Origin of the sequence: Tautonia sociabilis (genome assembly GCF_003977685.1) — a bacterium.
GTDB lineage: Bacteria > Planctomycetota > Planctomycetia > Isosphaerales > Isosphaeraceae > Tautonia > Tautonia sociabilis.
Map to the genome: position 1 here is coordinate 1 of NZ_RYZH01000087.1, position 15,823 is coordinate 15,823.

Annotated in this window: 14 protein-coding genes and 1 pseudogene; 3 read left to right on the plus strand and 12 right to left on the minus strand. The window is 69.5% G+C overall.

What is annotated here, in order from left to right; genetic code table 11:
• Positions 1-630 precede the first annotated feature (630 nt).
• From TsocGM_RS24700 to TsocGM_RS24730, 7 genes are all read right to left on the minus strand, one after another.
• The gene (locus TsocGM_RS24700; protein WP_126728136.1) at positions 631-1,830 is read right to left on the minus strand and encodes a hypothetical protein; all 1,200 of its coding nucleotides are present in this window, start codon (positions 1,828-1,830) and stop codon (positions 631-633) included.
• Positions 1,827-3,485: a type IV secretion system DNA-binding domain-containing protein gene (locus TsocGM_RS24705; RefSeq protein WP_391733069.1), complete on the minus strand. Its 1,659-nt coding sequence runs from the start codon at positions 3,483-3,485 to the stop codon at positions 1,827-1,829. The genes TsocGM_RS24700 and TsocGM_RS24705 overlap by 4 nt, the downstream gene beginning before the upstream one ends.
• 124 nt (positions 3,486-3,609) lie before the next feature.
• A complete protein-coding gene (locus TsocGM_RS24710) occupies positions 3,610-5,223 on the minus strand; it encodes a relaxase domain-containing protein (RefSeq protein WP_126728138.1) in 1,614 nt (537 codons plus the stop codon).
• Positions 5,224-5,259: 36 nt separating this feature from the next.
• On the minus strand, positions 5,260-5,535 hold the full coding sequence (locus TsocGM_RS24715; protein ID WP_126728139.1) for a hypothetical protein: 276 nt from the start codon (positions 5,533-5,535) through the stop codon (positions 5,260-5,262).
• Complete coding sequence (locus tag TsocGM_RS24720; protein WP_126728140.1) at positions 5,532-6,614, minus strand: hypothetical protein; 1,083 nt, start codon at positions 6,612-6,614, stop codon at positions 5,532-5,534. Before TsocGM_RS24720 ends, TsocGM_RS24715 begins: the two co-directional genes overlap by 4 nt.
• Before the next feature lie 18 nt (positions 6,615-6,632).
• Complete coding sequence (locus TsocGM_RS24725) at positions 6,633-7,310, minus strand: vWA domain-containing protein (protein ID WP_126728141.1); 678 nt, start codon at positions 7,308-7,310, stop codon at positions 6,633-6,635.
• 470 nt (positions 7,311-7,780) lie between these two features.
• Positions 7,781-8,083 carry a hypothetical protein gene (locus TsocGM_RS24730; protein WP_126728142.1) on the minus strand — a complete coding sequence of 101 codons (303 nt, stop codon included), beginning with the start codon at positions 8,081-8,083 and terminating at the stop codon, positions 7,781-7,783.
• Positions 8,084-8,691: 608 nt separating this feature from the next.
• Here TsocGM_RS24730 and TsocGM_RS24735 point away from each other — a divergent pair.
• Positions 8,692-9,039 carry a hypothetical protein gene (locus TsocGM_RS24735; RefSeq protein WP_126728143.1) on the plus strand — a complete coding sequence of 116 codons (348 nt, stop codon included), beginning with the start codon at positions 8,692-8,694 and terminating at the stop codon, positions 9,037-9,039.
• Between the two features lie 206 nt (positions 9,040-9,245).
• Here TsocGM_RS24735 and TsocGM_RS24740 read toward each other — a convergent pair whose 3' ends face one another.
• The 3 genes from TsocGM_RS24740 to TsocGM_RS24750 all read right to left on the minus strand — a co-directional run bounded on the left by TsocGM_RS24740 (position 9,246) and on the right by TsocGM_RS24750 (position 10,800).
• Positions 9,246-9,737 (minus strand): JAB domain-containing protein, encoded by a 492-nt coding sequence (locus TsocGM_RS24740; RefSeq protein ID WP_126728144.1) that lies wholly within the window; start codon positions 9,735-9,737, stop codon positions 9,246-9,248.
• Positions 9,738-9,802: 65 nt separating this feature from the next.
• The gene (locus tag TsocGM_RS24745) at positions 9,803-10,186 is read right to left on the minus strand and encodes a DUF6573 family protein (RefSeq protein WP_126728145.1); all 384 of its coding nucleotides are present in this window, start codon (positions 10,184-10,186) and stop codon (positions 9,803-9,805) included.
• Positions 10,183-10,800, minus strand: a complete 618-nt coding sequence (locus TsocGM_RS24750) for a hypothetical protein (protein WP_126728146.1) — start codon at positions 10,798-10,800, stop codon at positions 10,183-10,185. The genes TsocGM_RS24745 and TsocGM_RS24750 overlap by 4 nt, the downstream gene beginning before the upstream one ends.
• 624 nt (positions 10,801-11,424) lie before the next feature.
• Between TsocGM_RS24750 and TsocGM_RS24755 the strand changes: the two genes are divergently transcribed.
• Together TsocGM_RS24755 and TsocGM_RS24760 are read left to right on the plus strand one after the other, a co-directional pair.
• Positions 11,425-12,033 carry a type IV toxin-antitoxin system AbiEi family antitoxin domain-containing protein gene (locus TsocGM_RS24755; RefSeq protein ID WP_126728147.1) on the plus strand — a complete coding sequence of 203 codons (609 nt, stop codon included), beginning with the start codon at positions 11,425-11,427 and terminating at the stop codon, positions 12,031-12,033.
• Positions 12,033-12,947, plus strand: coding sequence for a nucleotidyl transferase AbiEii/AbiGii toxin family protein (locus tag TsocGM_RS24760; RefSeq protein ID WP_126728148.1), 915 nt, complete (start codon positions 12,033-12,035; stop codon positions 12,945-12,947). The genes TsocGM_RS24755 and TsocGM_RS24760 overlap by 1 nt, the downstream gene beginning before the upstream one ends.
• Before the next feature lie 84 nt (positions 12,948-13,031).
• On the opposite strand, the gene TsocGM_RS24765 is transcribed toward TsocGM_RS24760, so the two are convergent.
• Together TsocGM_RS24765 and TsocGM_RS26365 are read right to left on the minus strand one after the other, a co-directional pair.
• A complete protein-coding gene (locus TsocGM_RS24765) occupies positions 13,032-14,960 on the minus strand; it encodes a helicase-related protein (protein ID WP_126728149.1) in 1,929 nt (642 codons plus the stop codon).
• Positions 14,961-15,226: 266 nt separating this feature from the next.
• Positions 15,227-15,823 (minus strand): annotated as a pseudogene (locus TsocGM_RS26365) (ISKra4 family transposase); the annotation flags it as partial.

The window sequence follows — 15,823 nt, forward strand, 5'->3', positions numbered from 1 at the left end:
GGGTGCGGTCACATCGGATCGGTAGCAACCGATGTTCTGCCCCAGCGGGGCCTCGCTTTCCACTCCCTACCACCGTAACTCGTTCCCTGGAAAGGAAGTCCAGGAGAGCGGGCGGCGAGTCACGCCCATTCCATTACGCCCACCATCGCGTCGCCGTTCCGTATCCCGAGGCCAGATCTTCCCCAGGCCGTAGGACGGCAGGCGGTTCATCCAGGTCGGAATTGTCTCCCGGTTCCACCGGCTCCGTCAGGAGCTCTCGTCTCGGCTCACGCCGTGACTACGCGCTCCGTCACGGGTACGCCACGGAGGCCCTACGTGCGTCGAGCCCTGGGCCGCCGGCACACCGCACTGGTCACGGCCGACGACAGCCTCCTCGCCGGGCTCACGCCGGGACCACCGAGAGGAGGATCGTCCCGGAGAGGCTCCGGGTCCGCCACGAGCCGGTGAACACCGCCCCGTCTCGCTCCAGCGCGTAGCCGACGGGCTCAGGGGAGACGTTCCCCTCGTACCACTCGGACCAGATCTCGAGCCGCCGGCCGTCGGGGGAGAGCCGCCCGCGGACCCCCCCTCCGGCCGTAGAAGGCGCCCTCGCCGTACTCCATCACGCCCCGGAAGGTGTCGCCGCTCCGCTCAAGGGACCCGGAGCGAGACGCTGTTCCGGAACGAGTGGGAGGGGGTGGTGACCTCGCCGGCGAGGCCCCACCAGTCGGGCGGGGCGACGTCCCGGGCCGGCGGGGGCTCGTCCCGGACGGCGGACGCCCTCGCGCCCGTGCGGGGCGTGGCCGATCGTGCGGCGGCCCCGGGTTCGGCGTCGTTCGGGGCCGCCGGCGATGGAGCCCGCGACCCGGGGGAGGGCGGCGGTGCCGATCCGGTGGCCGCCCCGGGGCCTAGGGGAGGCGAAGCCCCCGCGGCGGGCGTAGGAGGGGTCGGGGCCGGATCGGCACCGGCCCGATCGTGCGGCCGCATGAGCAGCCTCTCCTCGTAGTCGAGCACCACCCCGATGAACTCGCCGAGCCTGCGGCGGAACGCCCGGGCGTCGGCCGACACCGCCGGGGCCCGCGCCCCGGCCGAGAAGACCTCGAGCGCGGCCGCCGTGTCCCGCAGGCACCGGTCGGTCTCGGCGAGGAACGCCTGGGCGTCCTTGAGCTCCCGGAGGAAGCGGTCGGTCAGCTCGATGCGCCGCGGCGTGTCGGCGGCGAGTCGGTCGAACTCCGCCGCGAACCCACGAGTGACCTCGGCCAAGTCCTGGTCCCGGTAGCCCTCGGCTCGCTGGCGGTAGGACGCGGCGGCCGAGGCGTAGCCGGCCTGGGCGATCGGGAGCTGGGCGCGGAGGTCCTCGGCGGCCCGCAGGATGGCGTCGCAGTCGGCGCGGGCCGCGTCGAGGAGCGGCCGGAGCCGCTCGTCCACCGTTGCCAGGTCCCCCTCGATCGACGCCTTCTCCTCGTAGGCCGACCGGAGCCCCGCGAGCCGCCCGTGGATCGCGGCGAGCGAATCCTTGATGGCGTCCCCCGTTGAAGACGACCGGATGACGACGGGGTCGTCCCCCGCGTCCACCGGGGCTGGCGCCTGGAACGCCTCCGTCGTGGCGACCGCCCGCGCCTCCTCGGCCGGCCCGCAGCCCGAGAGCTTGACGACGCACCCGAGCGCCGCGAGCCCGGCGAGCGGCAGCATCGCGGGACGCCGCACGATCGCGGAGGCGAGTCGCCGGGCGTGGGCAGCCCCGTCCCGGCCCGACGACCTCCCCCGGTCGAGCGGCGGGGCGTTCCTCAGGCGCTCCTCGAGCTCGGCGTAGATCTCCGCCCACGACATGTCACTTCGATTGCGGTTCATCGGTCACCTCCGATCCGTCCCCACGTGGCCTCGACTGCGGCGACGAGCGCGGGCGTGGCCACGAGGTTGAGCCTCTTGATGTCGGCGAGCGTCCAGGGGATGAGCCGCTGGTCCGAGTCGGGCCGGAGCGGCATCGATGCGACGAGCGGCTCGGGCAGGCCGCGGAAGTGGGACAAGAACGGCTGCTCGAACCAGAAGGCGCCGACCTCCGGGTTGAAGGCGAAGCCGCTGATCCGGTCTCCTGCCGGGTCGGCGTAGGGGAGGTTCGTGAGCTCGCTCGGCAGGACCGCGTCCCGCACGGTGAGTTGGAAGCTCTCGGTGTAGGTCTGGCTCGAGGTATATGTCTTCGACGACGAGCTGCCGCCGCTCCGGCTACTGCTGCCCCCCTGGAGCGACCAGGAGCTGCTCCAGCCGGAGTTCGAGCCATCGGTCACGCTCACGCTCGTCGTGAACGAATTCGAGTAGCTCTTGAGCAGGCCCTCCACCTTGCCCACGGTCCTGCTGAAGACGTCCGCGGTCTGGTGCCCCGAGGCGAGCGCCACCCAGGTCGAGACCAGGTCGACCAGCTCGTCGACCCGCTTGTCGCCCCACTTGTTGACCAGGCCCGGGAGCCCCTGGGCGGCGAAGACGGCCCCGAAGCCCGCGCCCCGGCCGCGCGCGGCCAGGTCCTCGAGCCCCGCCAGGTCGGCGAGGTAGCGCCCCTCGTCGAGCCAGAGGAGCGTGTGGTCGTAGGGGTCGTTCCGGCCGATCCCGAGGGTGACGAGCACCCGGACGGTGGCGTTCGCGATGCCGGAGAGGCACGGGATGAGGTCGGGCGTGTAGGCGAGGTGGAGCACCGACCGGCCGGCGAGGAAGTCGCGCAGGCTGAAGGTCGTCTTTGCCTTCTGCCAGAGGGCGGCGGCGATGGCCATCTTGTTGATGACCGACGAGGAGGTCGAGATGATGTCCCGCCCGAGGCGGCCGACCAGCTCGTGCTTCGCCATGCCGACGGTCCGCTCGCTCTGCTCGAGCAATGGCCTCAGGAATTGCGGATACTTGATCGGGATCACCAGGTCGTGGAACTCCCACCCGGAGACCCGATCGAAGTAGACCGTGACGATCGCCTCGCTGACCTCGCGGGCCTTGGTGTACCAGAAGGGGTCGCCGGCCTTCTGGAAGAGCGCGTCCGGGAAGAGCCCGTCCTGGAGGGCGAGGTTCAGGAAGTCGCTCGTGACGTCCCGCCGGATGTTCCAGCGCGATCCCCCCGCGTCGTTCGGCGTGGAGCGGACGATGGGCACGTCCTCGGGCAGCACCTGGAAGAGGAGGGGGAGGTAGGCATTCGTCGGGTCGACCACGAGCCACCGCATCCGGCCCTCGCCCGGGTAGAGCCCGGCTTTGGCCTGGGCCTCGAGCACCGGGAAGAGCCCCCCGACCGACTGCATCATCATGCGCATGAGGGCCGTCTTTCCGGAGTCGGGCTTTCCCGTAATCAGGGTTAACTTATTCATGAATTTTCGAGCCGGCCACAGGACCCCAGCGAGGTGGTAGAGCGGCCCCGGATCGGCTGCGAGGTATCGCGCGGCGAGCTCCTGGGTGGTGTGGACCGCCCCCCGATAGCGGGTGAAGAGGGGGTGATCGACGTGCTGCGGCCGGCCGGGTTCGACCGGGACGGGCACGGGGGCCCGGGGGCGGCGAGGACGCAGGGCGCGGCGGGCGACCCGGGCCGCGACGAGCGACGCCCCGGCGATGGTGAGCGTCTCGAGGATGGGGGTCTCCTCGGTTGCGGTGTGTGTTTGGGTCTCAGATCTCTCGGGTTTGGCCGCGCGGGTCGGCCTGGTGGCCGTGGTGCTGACCCCTGTTGAGCCGGCCCTCGTCCCGCTCGGAGAGGATGACCGACGCCCCGTCGCGCCGGGCCACCTTGGAGAGGAGGTGGAGCTCGCGGGCCGAGGCGAGCGAGCCGCGCTCGACGACGAGCACCGCGTTCTTCGGGAGCCGGTCGTGCGAGCGGAGGGCCTCGTAGGCCCGCTCGGCGACGGCCGCCCGCTCGTGAGGGTTGCCCGACGCCTTGAGGCCGACCAGGAGCGCCTTGCCGTGGGCCAGGAGATATGGGGTCGGCCGGAGCCGGTCGATGAGCACCGGGAGGCTGGCGGCATCGACCGAGAGGACCCGGGGCAGGGGGTTCACGAGCTCGGCGAGCCGCTCGACCACCGCCGTTGCCTTCCTGGCAGTCGCGACGAGCGTGGCCGCGCCGAGCCCCATGGCCGCCCCCTTGAGCGCCTCCCACGCCTCCCTCGTGTCGCCCCGGTAGTCGCGGCCCGCGGCACGCTCGACTCGGGTCGACGCGGCCGTCGCGTAGCGGGAGGTCCCGTCCGGCATCTGCCGCTCGCGGATGCCCAGGATCGAGCGGTCGTTGAGGGCGGCCTTGCCCATGGCGTCGAGCGCCTCGAGCGTCGTGGGCTTACCGATCCCGAGCGTGTAGAGCCGCTCGAAGTACTGGTCCGCGGTGAAGGTCCCGTGGCGCCGCGTGCAGGAGATCGCCGCTTCGCGGGCCGTGTGGTAGGCGGCGGCCATGGCCGTCGCCGGGTCCTTCGCCGGGGCCGGGTCCTTGGGGTCCCGCTTGAGCGAGTCGAGGGTGACCCCGTGCCGTGCGGCGAGCTCCGTGCAGTCGCGGTGGGCCTCCTGCGGGGTCCTGTGGACGCGCGGGCCGGCCTCCTGGCGGGCCTGGCGGGCGTAGAAGTCCTGGGCCCTGGCGCCGGTGAACCCGCTCGCGGCCTGGGCCTCCCTCATCGCTCGCCGGGCCGGCGAGAGCTCGTCGATCAGCTCCCGGGGAACCTTCGCGAGCTCGACGACCTTGCCGACCCGGACGGTCTCGTACCCCCGGGCCTGGAGCTCGTCGTCGAGGCCCTTGTGGACCCGTGCCCGGACGACTCCCTGCTTCTCGAAGAGCTCGCGGGCGTTCGCGATCGACCCGAGCTTGCCGCTCGAGTCCGCGGAGAGATTGATGATCGCGTAGTGGATGTGCGCCTGCGGCTGGCCGAGGAACCCCTCCCGGTGGCAGAACCCCGCCGCGAGTCCCTCGCTCGGGACCTTGGTCTTCCCCTGCGGGCCGGAGTTGATGCGCTGATCGGCCAGGAGCTTCTCGACCTCGGGCGTGGCGACCCGGGCGAAGGTCTTGGCCCAGCCCTTCCACTCGGAGGGCGGCGTGAGCCCGTAGGCCAGGAGCGACACCGATTTGCCGAACGAGACGGTCAGGTCGAAGCAGCCGACCCGATTCGCCTGCACCCGGGGCAGGAAGGGGCGGCCGTCGCAGAGGGACTGGACGAGCTGGGTTTGGGCTGGGCCGGGAGGTCGAGCCGGGCGGGCGCCTGCCCGACCCAGAAGGGGAGCACCCCCGTCTCGCGGGCCTCGGTCCACACCCGCTCGAAGTCGTAGAAGTAGCGCCCGGAGCCTTTAGTCACGGCGGCCATCGGCCACCCCCGCCCCGTCGGGCGTCGCGTGCTCGTCGAAGAGGGCCAGGGCCTCCTCAAAGGTGATCTCGGGCGAGAGGCAGGCGACGATGAACGAGGCGACGCGCCGCATCGGCCCGCCCGGCTCCCGACCCGACACGGCCTCGACCAGGGTGGCCCGGGCGAAGCTCGCGAGGTCCTCGCCGTCGGGCTTGGCGCGGGCGAGGGCGTCGTACTCGTCCTCGTTGAGCCTGAGCATCACGGAACGCGAACGTCTCATCGGAAAAGCTCCCTGAAGGATGGTGGCCCGACCTCCCGGCCCGGCGCGGGCGGCGGCGGCCGGTCGGCCGTGGAAAAGTCCCAGGCCCATCGCGCCGCGTAGGCGAGCGCAACGAGCACGACGACGGTGACGGAGAACGGGTCGACGCGACGGAGCCAGCGCGGGGCCCGCCGGCGGAGTCGCCGCCAGGCGGGGGCGACGTCGTCGCGCCACTCCTCGAGCGTTTCGCACCACTCGAGGGCCGAGGGGCGGACGGCCGAGGCGAGGAAGGCCGCCCGGAAGAGCTGGTCGACCTCCGGCGGGAAGTCGACCGGGTCGTAGCCCGGGGCGTCGAAGTCGGGGTGGCGGGCCCAGCGGGGGTAGATGCCCCGCCGGACGCAGTCGTCGGGCTCGAGCCCGACCGAGGCCGGGCAGGGCCGCACCTCGTGCGGGCCCCTCCCGGCCAGGAGCTCGAAGAGGAGCACGGCCAGCGCGAAGCGGTCGGACGCCTCGGACGGCAGCGCCCCGGGGTTCTCGAGGACCTCCCTCGGCACGTAGCCGGGGGTGGTGAGCGGCGAGCAGGAGTTCACCACCGCGCCGCTCGCGACGCGGAAGCCGAAGACGCTCGCCGACGCGGCGTCGACGAACGTGGCCCGGCCGCCGTCGATGATCAAGTTGCCGGCCTTGATGACGTCGCCCAGGACGATGGCCGGCCCGCGGTGGGCGTGGGCCTCGGCCACGGCGCGGGCCGCCCCGAGGGCGAGCCGGATCTTCACCTCAAGCGGGATCGACCCGGTCACCCTTCCGTCGAGGAGGGACTCGAGGCTCTCGCCCGGGACGAACGGCATCGAGAAGCCCGCCTCCTCGCCCTTCGCCGGGTCGACCACGGCCTCGAGCGGCCAGGCGAACCCCGGGATCTTCGGGGCGAGGGCGGAGAGGGCGCGGACCACCCCCGATCGCTCGGCCGAGGGCTGGCCGTTCAGGACCTTCACGCAGGTCTCCCCGAAGCGGTAGACGCGCCCCTCGACCCCCTGGCCGACGAGGGCCGAGGGGGCGAGGTGGTAGCGCGTGCCGCTCTTCTTCCCGACGACGAGGTTCATCGCGGAGCGGCCCCCGGCTTACGGCATCCGGACCGAGGGGTTCGACCCGCCGAGCGACGTGCGGGAGGCGGAGAGGAGGCTGTCGAACGTTATTGATATGATCGACTTCGGGTCGCTGTCGAGGTACTTCACGCCCCGCCCCGAGACGTCGAGCCGGCCGGCGAGGTCCTCGTTCATCGCCTCGGGAGACGGGCCGACCAGGTTCACCCTGGCGCGATATTTCTTGGCCATCTCCAGGAACTTCTCGACCCCGGCCTCGGTCTCGGCCTTTGTCTCGCCGGTCGGCCGGAGGTCGGAGACGCCGAGGATCTCGAAGTTCCTCGGCGTCACCTCCTCCGGGAACACACGCGACTCGAAGAAGTCGACGACCTTCTCGGCGACGGTCCCCAGGGCCTTGCCGATCGGCGTCTGGCCGTCGGGGACGAACGACGGGTCGGCCGCGCGGGCGAGCGGGACGAACTCGGTCGCGACCACGCCGCCCGACACGACGCAGTAGAGGATGTAGACGAGGTCGCCGACCCTGGGGCCCCCGGCCTCGAGCAGGTGGGCGGCCACGGCGGGGATGAACTCCCCCTGCCGCTGGCGCCATCCCGACATCGAGCCGGACTCGTCGCGGATCGCCTCCGCCAGGGGGCGGGGGGTGAGGATGGTCTTCGGCCCGTTCTGGGTGGGATGGGGCTTGCGGTTGAGGGGCATAGTGAATCTCCTGGTGGTGTGGATGCCGAGGCGGATCGAGTATCTGGAGGGAGGACCCCTTCCAGCTGCGACTATCCTGCCGAAGCGGTGAGGATAGCTCGCAGCGCCCGCGCAACTAGTTGCTCGCCCCCGGAAAGTGCAACGGACATCAGTAGCTGATGGAACTTGCACTTATGACGAGTTTTAATTTTTGCGATAGGTCCTCGCCAATAGATTCTCGTGGTCGGAGGGTAGTCGCTTGCTCAACAAGCACCGTGCTGAAGCACGCCGACAACGTCCGTGGCACCAGTGACGCGAGCCACCGAGACCTGTCTGGAGCAACCTGCCGAAACGCTTGCTCTCGCCGGTCTGCGATGTCCGGCTCCGGCGGTTGGCAACGGCTCGAACGCGATACCTGCTGACGCCGGTGGAGGAGGCCTTTGTTGATGCGAGGCTCACCGGACGTTAATCAGATCACACATATATATTTGCTATGCCGTCTCGGACCCCGATTTATTCGGCCGGGGCTGGGATTCGTTGGACGGTCCCGGCAGTGGCACCACGGGATGAGATGAGGATGCGGGAGTTGCCGGATCGATCGCCATCGTCGCGACCGGGATGTGGGCCTTCTTGATCAGGGGGACGGCCGTGGAAGATATTTCGAGACGGTCGATCATCGCATGGACGAGCCCCATGATCGGGTTCGATGACGATGGGATCGTGAACGTCGCAGCGGCGGGCACCGACACCGACGAATCGCCGCTTGTCTCCTCGATGGAGCGGCCGAAGGGCATGCAGCCGCGATCGAATCCAGGGAAAGCTCGTCATCGGCGAAGCCTCGCCGCCGGGAGGCTTGGAGATCCTACGGACGCAGGCCCGTCTCGAGCCACTTGCCCCGCCTGGGGGCATTTCTCGAGGACCGAATGAGGCTATCCGGCAAGTACCTGCGCATCTCCGGAGCTCGAGCTGGAAATCACCGGCCACGCGAGGCCTAGTGGAAAGGAGGCGGTCAAGCTTGACCAGAGCGTCAGCCCGTCGAGGGACTTGTCATCACGCGGGCGAACGGCTTCCGGGGTACCAGCACCAAGGACTTTTCCCCGAGTTCTCGATGGCGTCGCGGCGGGCGGAACGTTGTGCATCAGCGGCTTCGCCGAGGCCTCACAGAGAGACACTTTCGAGGTGAGCGTCATCCTGGATCGATACGAATGATCCCCGCCCGCAAGCAAGCAACTCGACGAAGCAAAGCCTCCGAATGAGATCAGGGGTCCAGACCTTTGATGTCGACTTATTGCGCCTGCGCGGCGCCGGATGGCTTCGGGCCCCGCTACGCTGCTCCTCGGGTCGGCGTCACATCCAAGACGCCGGCATCCGGATGGTTCAACGTGCGTAGCGGAGGCATTCAATGGACTCTGTTCTGGATGATCGCCCCTCTGAGGACGAGACGCCCGGCAACTCGGATTCGGCCGAGCGGTCGGACCATTCGTGGCGGCTGACCGTCGTTGCCGACGAGGCCGACAATCAAGCTCTGCGACTGGGCACCGCTGGGCAGGTCCTTCATTCATCTCTCCTGCCGACCGAAGTCGAGTGGCATCGAGAGGCCACCCCGACCACCGGCGAGTCGGTTGATGTTGCGGACGGGGGACGGCGGGCTCTGCCGGCGCCGTGGCAGGAAGCTCGGAAGTTACTCGAGTGTCTCCTCGGCCATTCGCCCGTCCTCTCGCTCTGGGAAGACTATGAAATTCGGAAATAGCCCGGCGCGTTCTCGCTCACCCATCCCTGATGGAGTTTCGGGTATCTATGTTACCGAGTAGCCGTGGCCCGGCCTCTAGCGCAGCCGTTCGGCTCAATAACCAGCCCATGGGCCAGTGCAGGTGTGTGGCACTCGCCCTCCCGACCCAGGCACCGAGAGGGTGCAACCGGCCGCACCCCGCGGCCGGCTACCCCCGGGCTACCCGCTTACTCGGCGAGCCTCCCGGCGTCCGCGAAGCTGTAGCAGCTCGAGCGACCGAGGATGAGGTGGTCGAGCAGGCGTATCCCAAGGAGCTTCGCCCCCTGGGAGAGCCTCCTCGTGATTGCGACGTCGTGCTCGGAGGGCCCGACGTCCCGCGAGGGGTGGTTGTGGGCGACGACGATCGCGGCACTCGCCGTCTGGAGGGCAACCGCGAAGACGAGCCTCGGGTCGACGGGCGAGGAGTCGAGGCCCCCCGTGTGGAGCCGCACCCAGCCGAAGACCGAGAGGGACGCGTCGAGGCAGAGCACGACGAACTCCTCCCTCAGGTCGAGTGTGTCTTCGTCCCAGACGGTGCGGAGGTACTCCTCGGCCCTCGCGGCCGAGTTGAGCACGCGGGGCGGGCCGTCTTCTCGTGCCTTTTGCCGCTTGCCGCGTTTGTAGGTCACTTTGAGTTCGGCGAGGCGTGGTGTACGGTCGGATGTCTTGAGCGTAATCATGGGTTACCTTCCTGGTTTCGTCTTCGAGGTGGGCCGAGGGGCTCCAATCCCCCCGGCCCGTTTTCCTAGTCTTCGTGGGGCAGCATGACGGTGAGGACCGGCTCGGCGTCGTCGCCCGGCCCGCACACCGCGTAGAGCGGGACGAGCGGCGGGAGTTCATCGGTGTCGGCGTTTTGCACCCGAACGGCGAAGGCGACGCGGTCCGTGCCCCGGGCCCCCCGAATCGCGAGGCGGAGCACCTGGAGCACGTCCCAGAGCCTCCCGGCCTCGTCCTGGCCGCCCACGCCCGCCGGGACGCGGACGCACTCGGCCCAGGCCCCGCACGTCAGGGCGACGGGATAGACGAAGCCCGCCTCGCGGGCCATCTCGCTCACGTCGACGAGCACGCCATCCTCGATGGCCTGCCGCCTCGTGTATGCGTGGATGATGTCGAAATCGCGGCCGGTCATACGCCCTCCTCGCCGCTCATCATCACCGTGAGCCGGGTGGGGGACTCGTCCCCTGGGACGAAGAGTGCCCTGATGGCCGTGAGTCCCTCCCGCCCGCTCTCCCAAGAGAACCGGGCGGAGACGTCCTCTCCCGTTCCCCTGTAGGCCCCGGCCACGTGGCCGAGGAGGCGGGCGAGGTTCTCCTCCCGGCCGCAGCAATCGAAGGCCCAATCGTCTGCGACGAGACGCAGCCACACGTCGGTCGTCACCGAGACCGGGCAATCGAGGCCCGCCGCCTCGGCCGCCTTGCCCACGTCGAGCGTGTAGTCGGCCAGGGGCGAGTACCTCAGGTCGGCGAGCCTCCCGGGCCCGGGGCCGGGCCGCCACCAGGGCAGCGTGCACGTGGCGGGTGCCCGCCACCCCTGGCCGAGCCCGTGGTCGCCGGCGAAGGCGTACTCCAGCGGCGTCCAGCCGGCCCCGCCGTTCAGCCAGTTCGCGACCGAGGCCAGGTGCTCGAACACGTGGTGGCGGTTGCTGGTCGTCTTGTAGCCCTCCAGCTCTTCGTGCCAGAGGTAATCGAGGATGCAGGCGAGGCCGTCGGCCGGGGCCTCGTTTTCGTGGTGGATTGCGAGCATGTTTCGTCTCCTTGTCGTTGCGAGCGGCGTCGGCCCCGTGCGTCCCGCCGCCTCCGTTGCACCACGCGACCCGCCCGCGTTTTTCGGCGGGAGGGGGGACCGGGTGTCTTCGCCCCCCTCGAGACACCCGGTCCCCCCTCCTGACGAAACGCGAGACCAAGCACGGCCGACAGGCCGTGACGAGAAAGGGGATGGGGCCCCGACCTCGTCGAGGGGGGAGCGGAAGCGGTTGCAAGGGCAGTGGCGGAGAGGATCGGAGCGGACCAACCGACAGGTTGGCACGCCCTTGCTGCCGCGGAGCGGGCGGGGGGTCGACCGATGGCGCTGCGTGCCGTCGATGGGGCAGCGGAGACGAGCAAGGGCGGTGGCGGAGGGGGCTAACCCGTGGGGGTTGGCACGCCCTTGCCTCCGCAGTCGGTGAGGGCAAATGACCGGGGCCTTTGCCCATGAGTCGTGGCCCGGGAGGCGCCACCGGCCCTGCGGTCGTGCAGAATCCTCCAAGGAAGTTGGAGGATTCTGCGTTCGCGACCGGTCACCGCCGGGCGGATGAAACCTCTTGAGTCGCCGGGGAGCTCGTGCGATAATTCCTAGGTAATTGACAGCATCTACCTAGGAATTGTCGCAATGGAGCCTGAGGTCACCAAACTCGATTCGGTCGCCGAGCTCCTCCGGGAGCGGGGAAGCCTGCGTCCGAGGGACCTTGCGGGCCTCGGAGTCCCGTCCAATTACCTGGACCGCCTCCATCGTCGCGGGCTCGCCGACAAGGTCGCCCGGGGGCTCTATGCCTCGCCCGACGCCGACGTTAGCGAACATCACAGCCTGGTTGAGGCGGCTCGTCTCGTCCCGAACGGCGTGGTGTGCCTCCTCTCGGCCCTGAGGTTCCACGACCTCACGACCCAGGCCCCCCGGGAGGTGTGGCTCGCGCTCCCGAACAAGGCCTGGTCTCCCAGGGTCAGGGGGCCGAGGCTCAAGATCGTCCGCTTCTCCGGTGCGGCCCTCTCGGAGATGGTCGAGGAGCACGAGATCGAGAAGGTGGCGGTGAGGGTGTACTCGCCGGCCAAGACGGTCGCCGACTGCTTCAAGTATCGGAACAAGATCGGCCTCGATGTGGCCCTCGAGGCCCTGCGCGACTGCTGGAGGCTGAGGAAGGCCACGATGGATGAGCTCTGGCGGGCCGCCACGATCTGCCGGATGGGGAACGTGATGCGGCCATATCTCGAGTCAATCGTATAATGAGGAAGAACGTCCCGGCCTCGGTGAAGCAGCGGCTCCTGAACCTCTCCCGACGGACCGGCGAGGATTTTCAGCTCCTCCTCACCCGCTACGCCGTCGAGCGACTGCTCTTCAGGCTCTCGGCCTCCGAGCATCGGGAGGGTTTCGTGCTCAAGGGGGCGATGTTGTTCGCGCTCTGGACCGGAGAGTTCCACCGCCCGACGCGTGACCTCGACCTCCTGGGCTTCGGCGACCCCGGGGCTGATCGACTGAAACGCGTCTTCGCCGAGCTGTGCCGGGCCGCCGTGGCCGACGACGGGCTGGGGTTCGACGAGGGGGCGGTCTCGGTCGAGCCGATCCGGGAGGACCAGGAGTACGGCGGGCAGCGGGTCGGGCTCGTGGCGACGCTCGGCCAGGCGAGGATCGACCTCCAGATCGACGTCGGATTCGGGGACGCGATCACGCCGGGCGCGGAGGACGTCGAGTTCCCGACGCTGCTGGGGATGGAGGCCCCGAGGCTCCGCGCGTACCCGAAGGAGACCGTAGTCGCCGAGAAGCTCGAGGCCCTCGTGAAGCTCGGGCTCGCGAACTCGCGGATGAAGGACTTCTACGACCTGGTCGTGATGGCGAGGACCTTCGCGTTCCGAGGCGAGCTCCTTTGTGAGGCGATCTCACGGACGTTTGCCCGCCGCGGGACCGGGCTCCCGGGCGAAACCCCGGTCGCGCTGACCGAGGCGTTCGCCCGGGACGAGGGCAAGCAGAAACAGTGGGCGGCCTTCCGCAAGCGGAGCGGGCTCGCCGATGCGGGCGAGCTCGAGGAGGTGGTGAAGGCCCTCAAGGCCTTCCTGCAGCCTGTGCTCAGGAGTGCTGAGCGGGGCGAGCCATACCGACACTCCTGGGCCCCCGGCGGCGGCTGGGTTGGGCCTGCAGATTGACCAACCGCCGGGGATCGGCCCGCCCAACGCCTCCGGGGCGTGGGCGAGAGCCGAGGTGAGGTGTCGCAGGATCCGACTGCGGCCCTAGACCGCCGTCACCAACACCTCGAGGGACCGAGAGGAACCGTCCCCGGCAAGAGGCTGGACGACGGCGCTCACGAGCTCCGGCGTCTCAAGCATCGTCCAGAGGACTTCATCCGGTTGCTCGAGCGTATAGTCGCCGACAAGGGTCCCATCCAGGGTCAGGACCCGGAACGTCCCGCTTCGGTCGTGGTCGATCCGCTGGAGGAGCAGACGCGTCCCTCCGCGGAGGGACGCGGTCGTCGAGTCGGACGGCAGCGGGATGCGCGTGTACGGCCTGCTCGATCGGCGTACTTCCCCGCCGTAGCTGGCGACGGCACTCTCGATCGCGAGGAGCGACTCGCGATCGAGGCCCCTCATGCGAAGTGTATCAAGGCCTCCTGCCAGGAGCCACTCGAGGAGCGCTTTCGGGTCGGGGACGTCGGTGCCGACGAGCTCGGCCCCCCTGAGTGCGGCGATGCGGGATTGGACCCCGAGCGACAGGAGCCAGCAGGCGACCGGCTCGTGGACGCCGTACTTCACGAGCGACGAGAAATAGTCGCAGACGGGCGGGAGCGCACACTGCGCGCCTTCGGCAGCATGCTTCAGGTGGATCGAGAGCATGTTGTAGCCCCAGGGGAGGCGATACCAGCACACGTCGTCGATCCGGCGGCTCACCGCCTGCGCGTCCATGTCGCACGCCACAACCTCGGCGTCCTGGGAGATCTGCGTAGGGTTCTGGCCGCTGATCCAGAGGCCGATCAGGCGCCTCCAGCACGGGGGTAGCTCTCCCGATGGCGTGAGCTCGTCGAGCTGAAAGAGGAAGTCGGCGACAGACGCGAGGAGCGTGGCCCGCTCCCCGACGTCCCAGGTCGAGAAGCCCTCCGCTCGGAGGAAGAGGTCCAGCAGATGGTCCGTCGCCGCATCCACCCGCTCGCAATCCCGGAGCGGTAGCCCGAGGCGATAGAAGAGCTGGCGCGTCGCGGCAGTCGGATGGCGGGAGGAGAGGTTCTGGAGTCGAGCGGCGAAGATCCTGCTGGCGGCGCGGCGTTCCTGGTCGCTCCTGAGCTGGAGGAAGGCGAGCGACCTGCCCAAGAGGTCCTCGAAGAGCTCGGGGGGCACCTCATCGGCATCGACACCCTCGGTGAGGGCGAGGGTGAGGCCGTCGAAGGTGCTGAGTAGGTTCTCCAGGTCGACGCCGTCTTCGACGCCGAAGAGGTCGAGCTTGTGATTGGCCAGCGCGTCGCAGAGCTCGTCGACCTGGACGGCCGGGTGGGTCATCCTCCAGAGGTCGACGACCTTCCGGAGGAGCGAGAGGAGGGCTGACTGGACCTCGTAGTTGCCGTACGCGGAGACATAGACGCTTCGTGCCCGCCCCTGTTCCCCCCGCCAGGCCTCCCACTTCGATCGTTTCCAACCGTCCGGTTGCCTCCTGAAGGCGGGAGTCTTGGTCTCCTCCCACTCCTTGAAGGAGTCGTTGACGAAGAAGAGCACCTGCCCCTCGTTCTCCTTCATTCCCCGACCCGCCCGGCCGCAGATGTTCCAGAAGTCCATGGGAGAGACGCGCTCACCCTGGCCGTGATCGAGGCTGTGGACGATGACCGTGCGGATGGGGAAGTTCACCCCCTGGGCCAGCGTCGTCGTCGCCACGACCAGCCGCACCGCGCCGCGACGAACGACCCGCTCGAGGCCGAGCCTGACCGGCTGCGGGAGGCTCCCGTGGTGCACGACGACTCCGGCGTCGAGGCACTGCCCGACGACCGAATCGGACCCCATGTGCTCCCGGATGAGCCGCTGACACCGGTCGAGCTCGTCCCGACATCCGTCATCGGTCGGCAGCGAGAAGGAATCGCCCGCCGCCCTCGCGATGCCGTCCTTGAACCGGATGGCCTCCACGATGGCCCGCCCGAGCGGCTCGGCGGAGACCTTCCTCGCGAAGAAGACCATCGTCATCCCGGTGCGGGCGAACTCGAGGGCGGTGAGGGCGAGTGCCTCGGCGTCATCCCTCGGGAACGGCGTCCGACGACGGCGATTCGGGAAGGTGTCCGGGGTCGTCTCGGGGACGAAATTCTTCGGGCGTAACTCGCCTCCCGCTATGCTGCAACTGATCGGTACAGCCGGGCTTGCTCCTGCTCGATCCGGTACTCCAGGAACTCATCCCATTGGTCGTTGAGGTACAACGCCCGGACGTGGAGCATCGCCTGCGCCCCCGCGACCGTTCATCGCATGCCGGTCTGCTCCAGCCGGTCCTTGACCAGATGGCGGCACGCCCCCTCGGCCACACCGCTGCCGATCGGGTAGCCTTTCGCCAGGTACTCGTCGTACCTCATGTGCTCCCGGTTGTTGGACAGGTACTCCACCGCCGACTTCACCACCGTCCGCTTCGGGCCGCTGAGCCGTCCCCCGTTGAGCCGCCTCCGCAGGCCGGCGATGACATACCCGACCCGGCCCTGGAGCAGGTCCCGCAACCGCTCCTCGACGTACTGGCGGGCACCGTCGCTGCCCTCCTTGTGGAAGCAGTGGGCGACCGCCCAGAGCCGCTCCAGGACATGGAACAGGTCGAGGATGCCGACCGCCCCGGAGAAGTGTTCCCGCTGCATGTCCCACAACGCCCGCTCGCCGTTCATCAGGCAGATCACCGGGCGATCGTGGCCCGAGTTGCGGGCTGTCGCCTCGGACTCCAGCCGGGCGAACAGGGCCTCCTTGGCGTGGACCGTCTCGCCCCCGACCTGCCGGGTCATCTCGGCCCAGACGTGCTTGTGCTGCGGCTCGGGCCGGTCCCCGGCCCGCTCGTCCCTCAGCACCTCGTCCAGGAT

What these genes read in the sequence shown, in the direction of transcription:
- TsocGM_RS24700 (WP_126728136.1), bottom strand. Translation starts at nt 1,830, where the DNA reads ATGAACCGCAATCGAAGTGACATGTCGTGGGCGGAGATCTACGCCGAG.
- TsocGM_RS24715 (WP_126728139.1), bottom strand. Translation starts at nt 5,535, where the DNA reads ATGAGACGTTCGCGTTCCGTGATGCTCAGGCTCAACGAGGACGAGTAC.
- TsocGM_RS24720 (WP_126728140.1), bottom strand. Translation starts at nt 6,614, where the DNA reads ATGAACCTCGTCGTCGGGAAGAAGAGCGGCACGCGCTACCACCTCGCC.
- TsocGM_RS24725 (WP_126728141.1), bottom strand. Translation starts at nt 7,310, where the DNA reads ATGCCCCTCAACCGCAAGCCCCATCCCACCCAGAACGGGCCGAAGACC.
- TsocGM_RS24730 (WP_126728142.1), bottom strand. Translation starts at nt 8,083, where the DNA reads ATGCCCTTCGGCCGCTCCATCGAGGAGACAAGCGGCGATTCGTCGGTG.
- TsocGM_RS24735 (WP_126728143.1), top strand. Translation starts at nt 8,692, where the DNA reads ATGGACTCTGTTCTGGATGATCGCCCCTCTGAGGACGAGACGCCCGGC.
- TsocGM_RS24740 (WP_126728144.1), bottom strand. Translation starts at nt 9,737, where the DNA reads ATGATTACGCTCAAGACATCCGACCGTACACCACGCCTCGCCGAACTC.
- TsocGM_RS24745 (WP_126728145.1), bottom strand. Translation starts at nt 10,186, where the DNA reads ATGACCGGCCGCGATTTCGACATCATCCACGCATACACGAGGCGGCAG.
- TsocGM_RS24750 (WP_126728146.1), bottom strand. Translation starts at nt 10,800, where the DNA reads ATGCTCGCAATCCACCACGAAAACGAGGCCCCGGCCGACGGCCTCGCC.
- TsocGM_RS24755 (WP_126728147.1), top strand. Translation starts at nt 11,425, where the DNA reads ATGGAGCCTGAGGTCACCAAACTCGATTCGGTCGCCGAGCTCCTCCGG.
- TsocGM_RS24760 (WP_126728148.1), top strand. Translation starts at nt 12,033, where the DNA reads ATGAGGAAGAACGTCCCGGCCTCGGTGAAGCAGCGGCTCCTGAACCTC.
- TsocGM_RS24765 (WP_126728149.1), bottom strand. Translation starts at nt 14,960, where the DNA reads ATGACGATGGTCTTCTTCGCGAGGAAGGTCTCCGCCGAGCCGCTCGGG.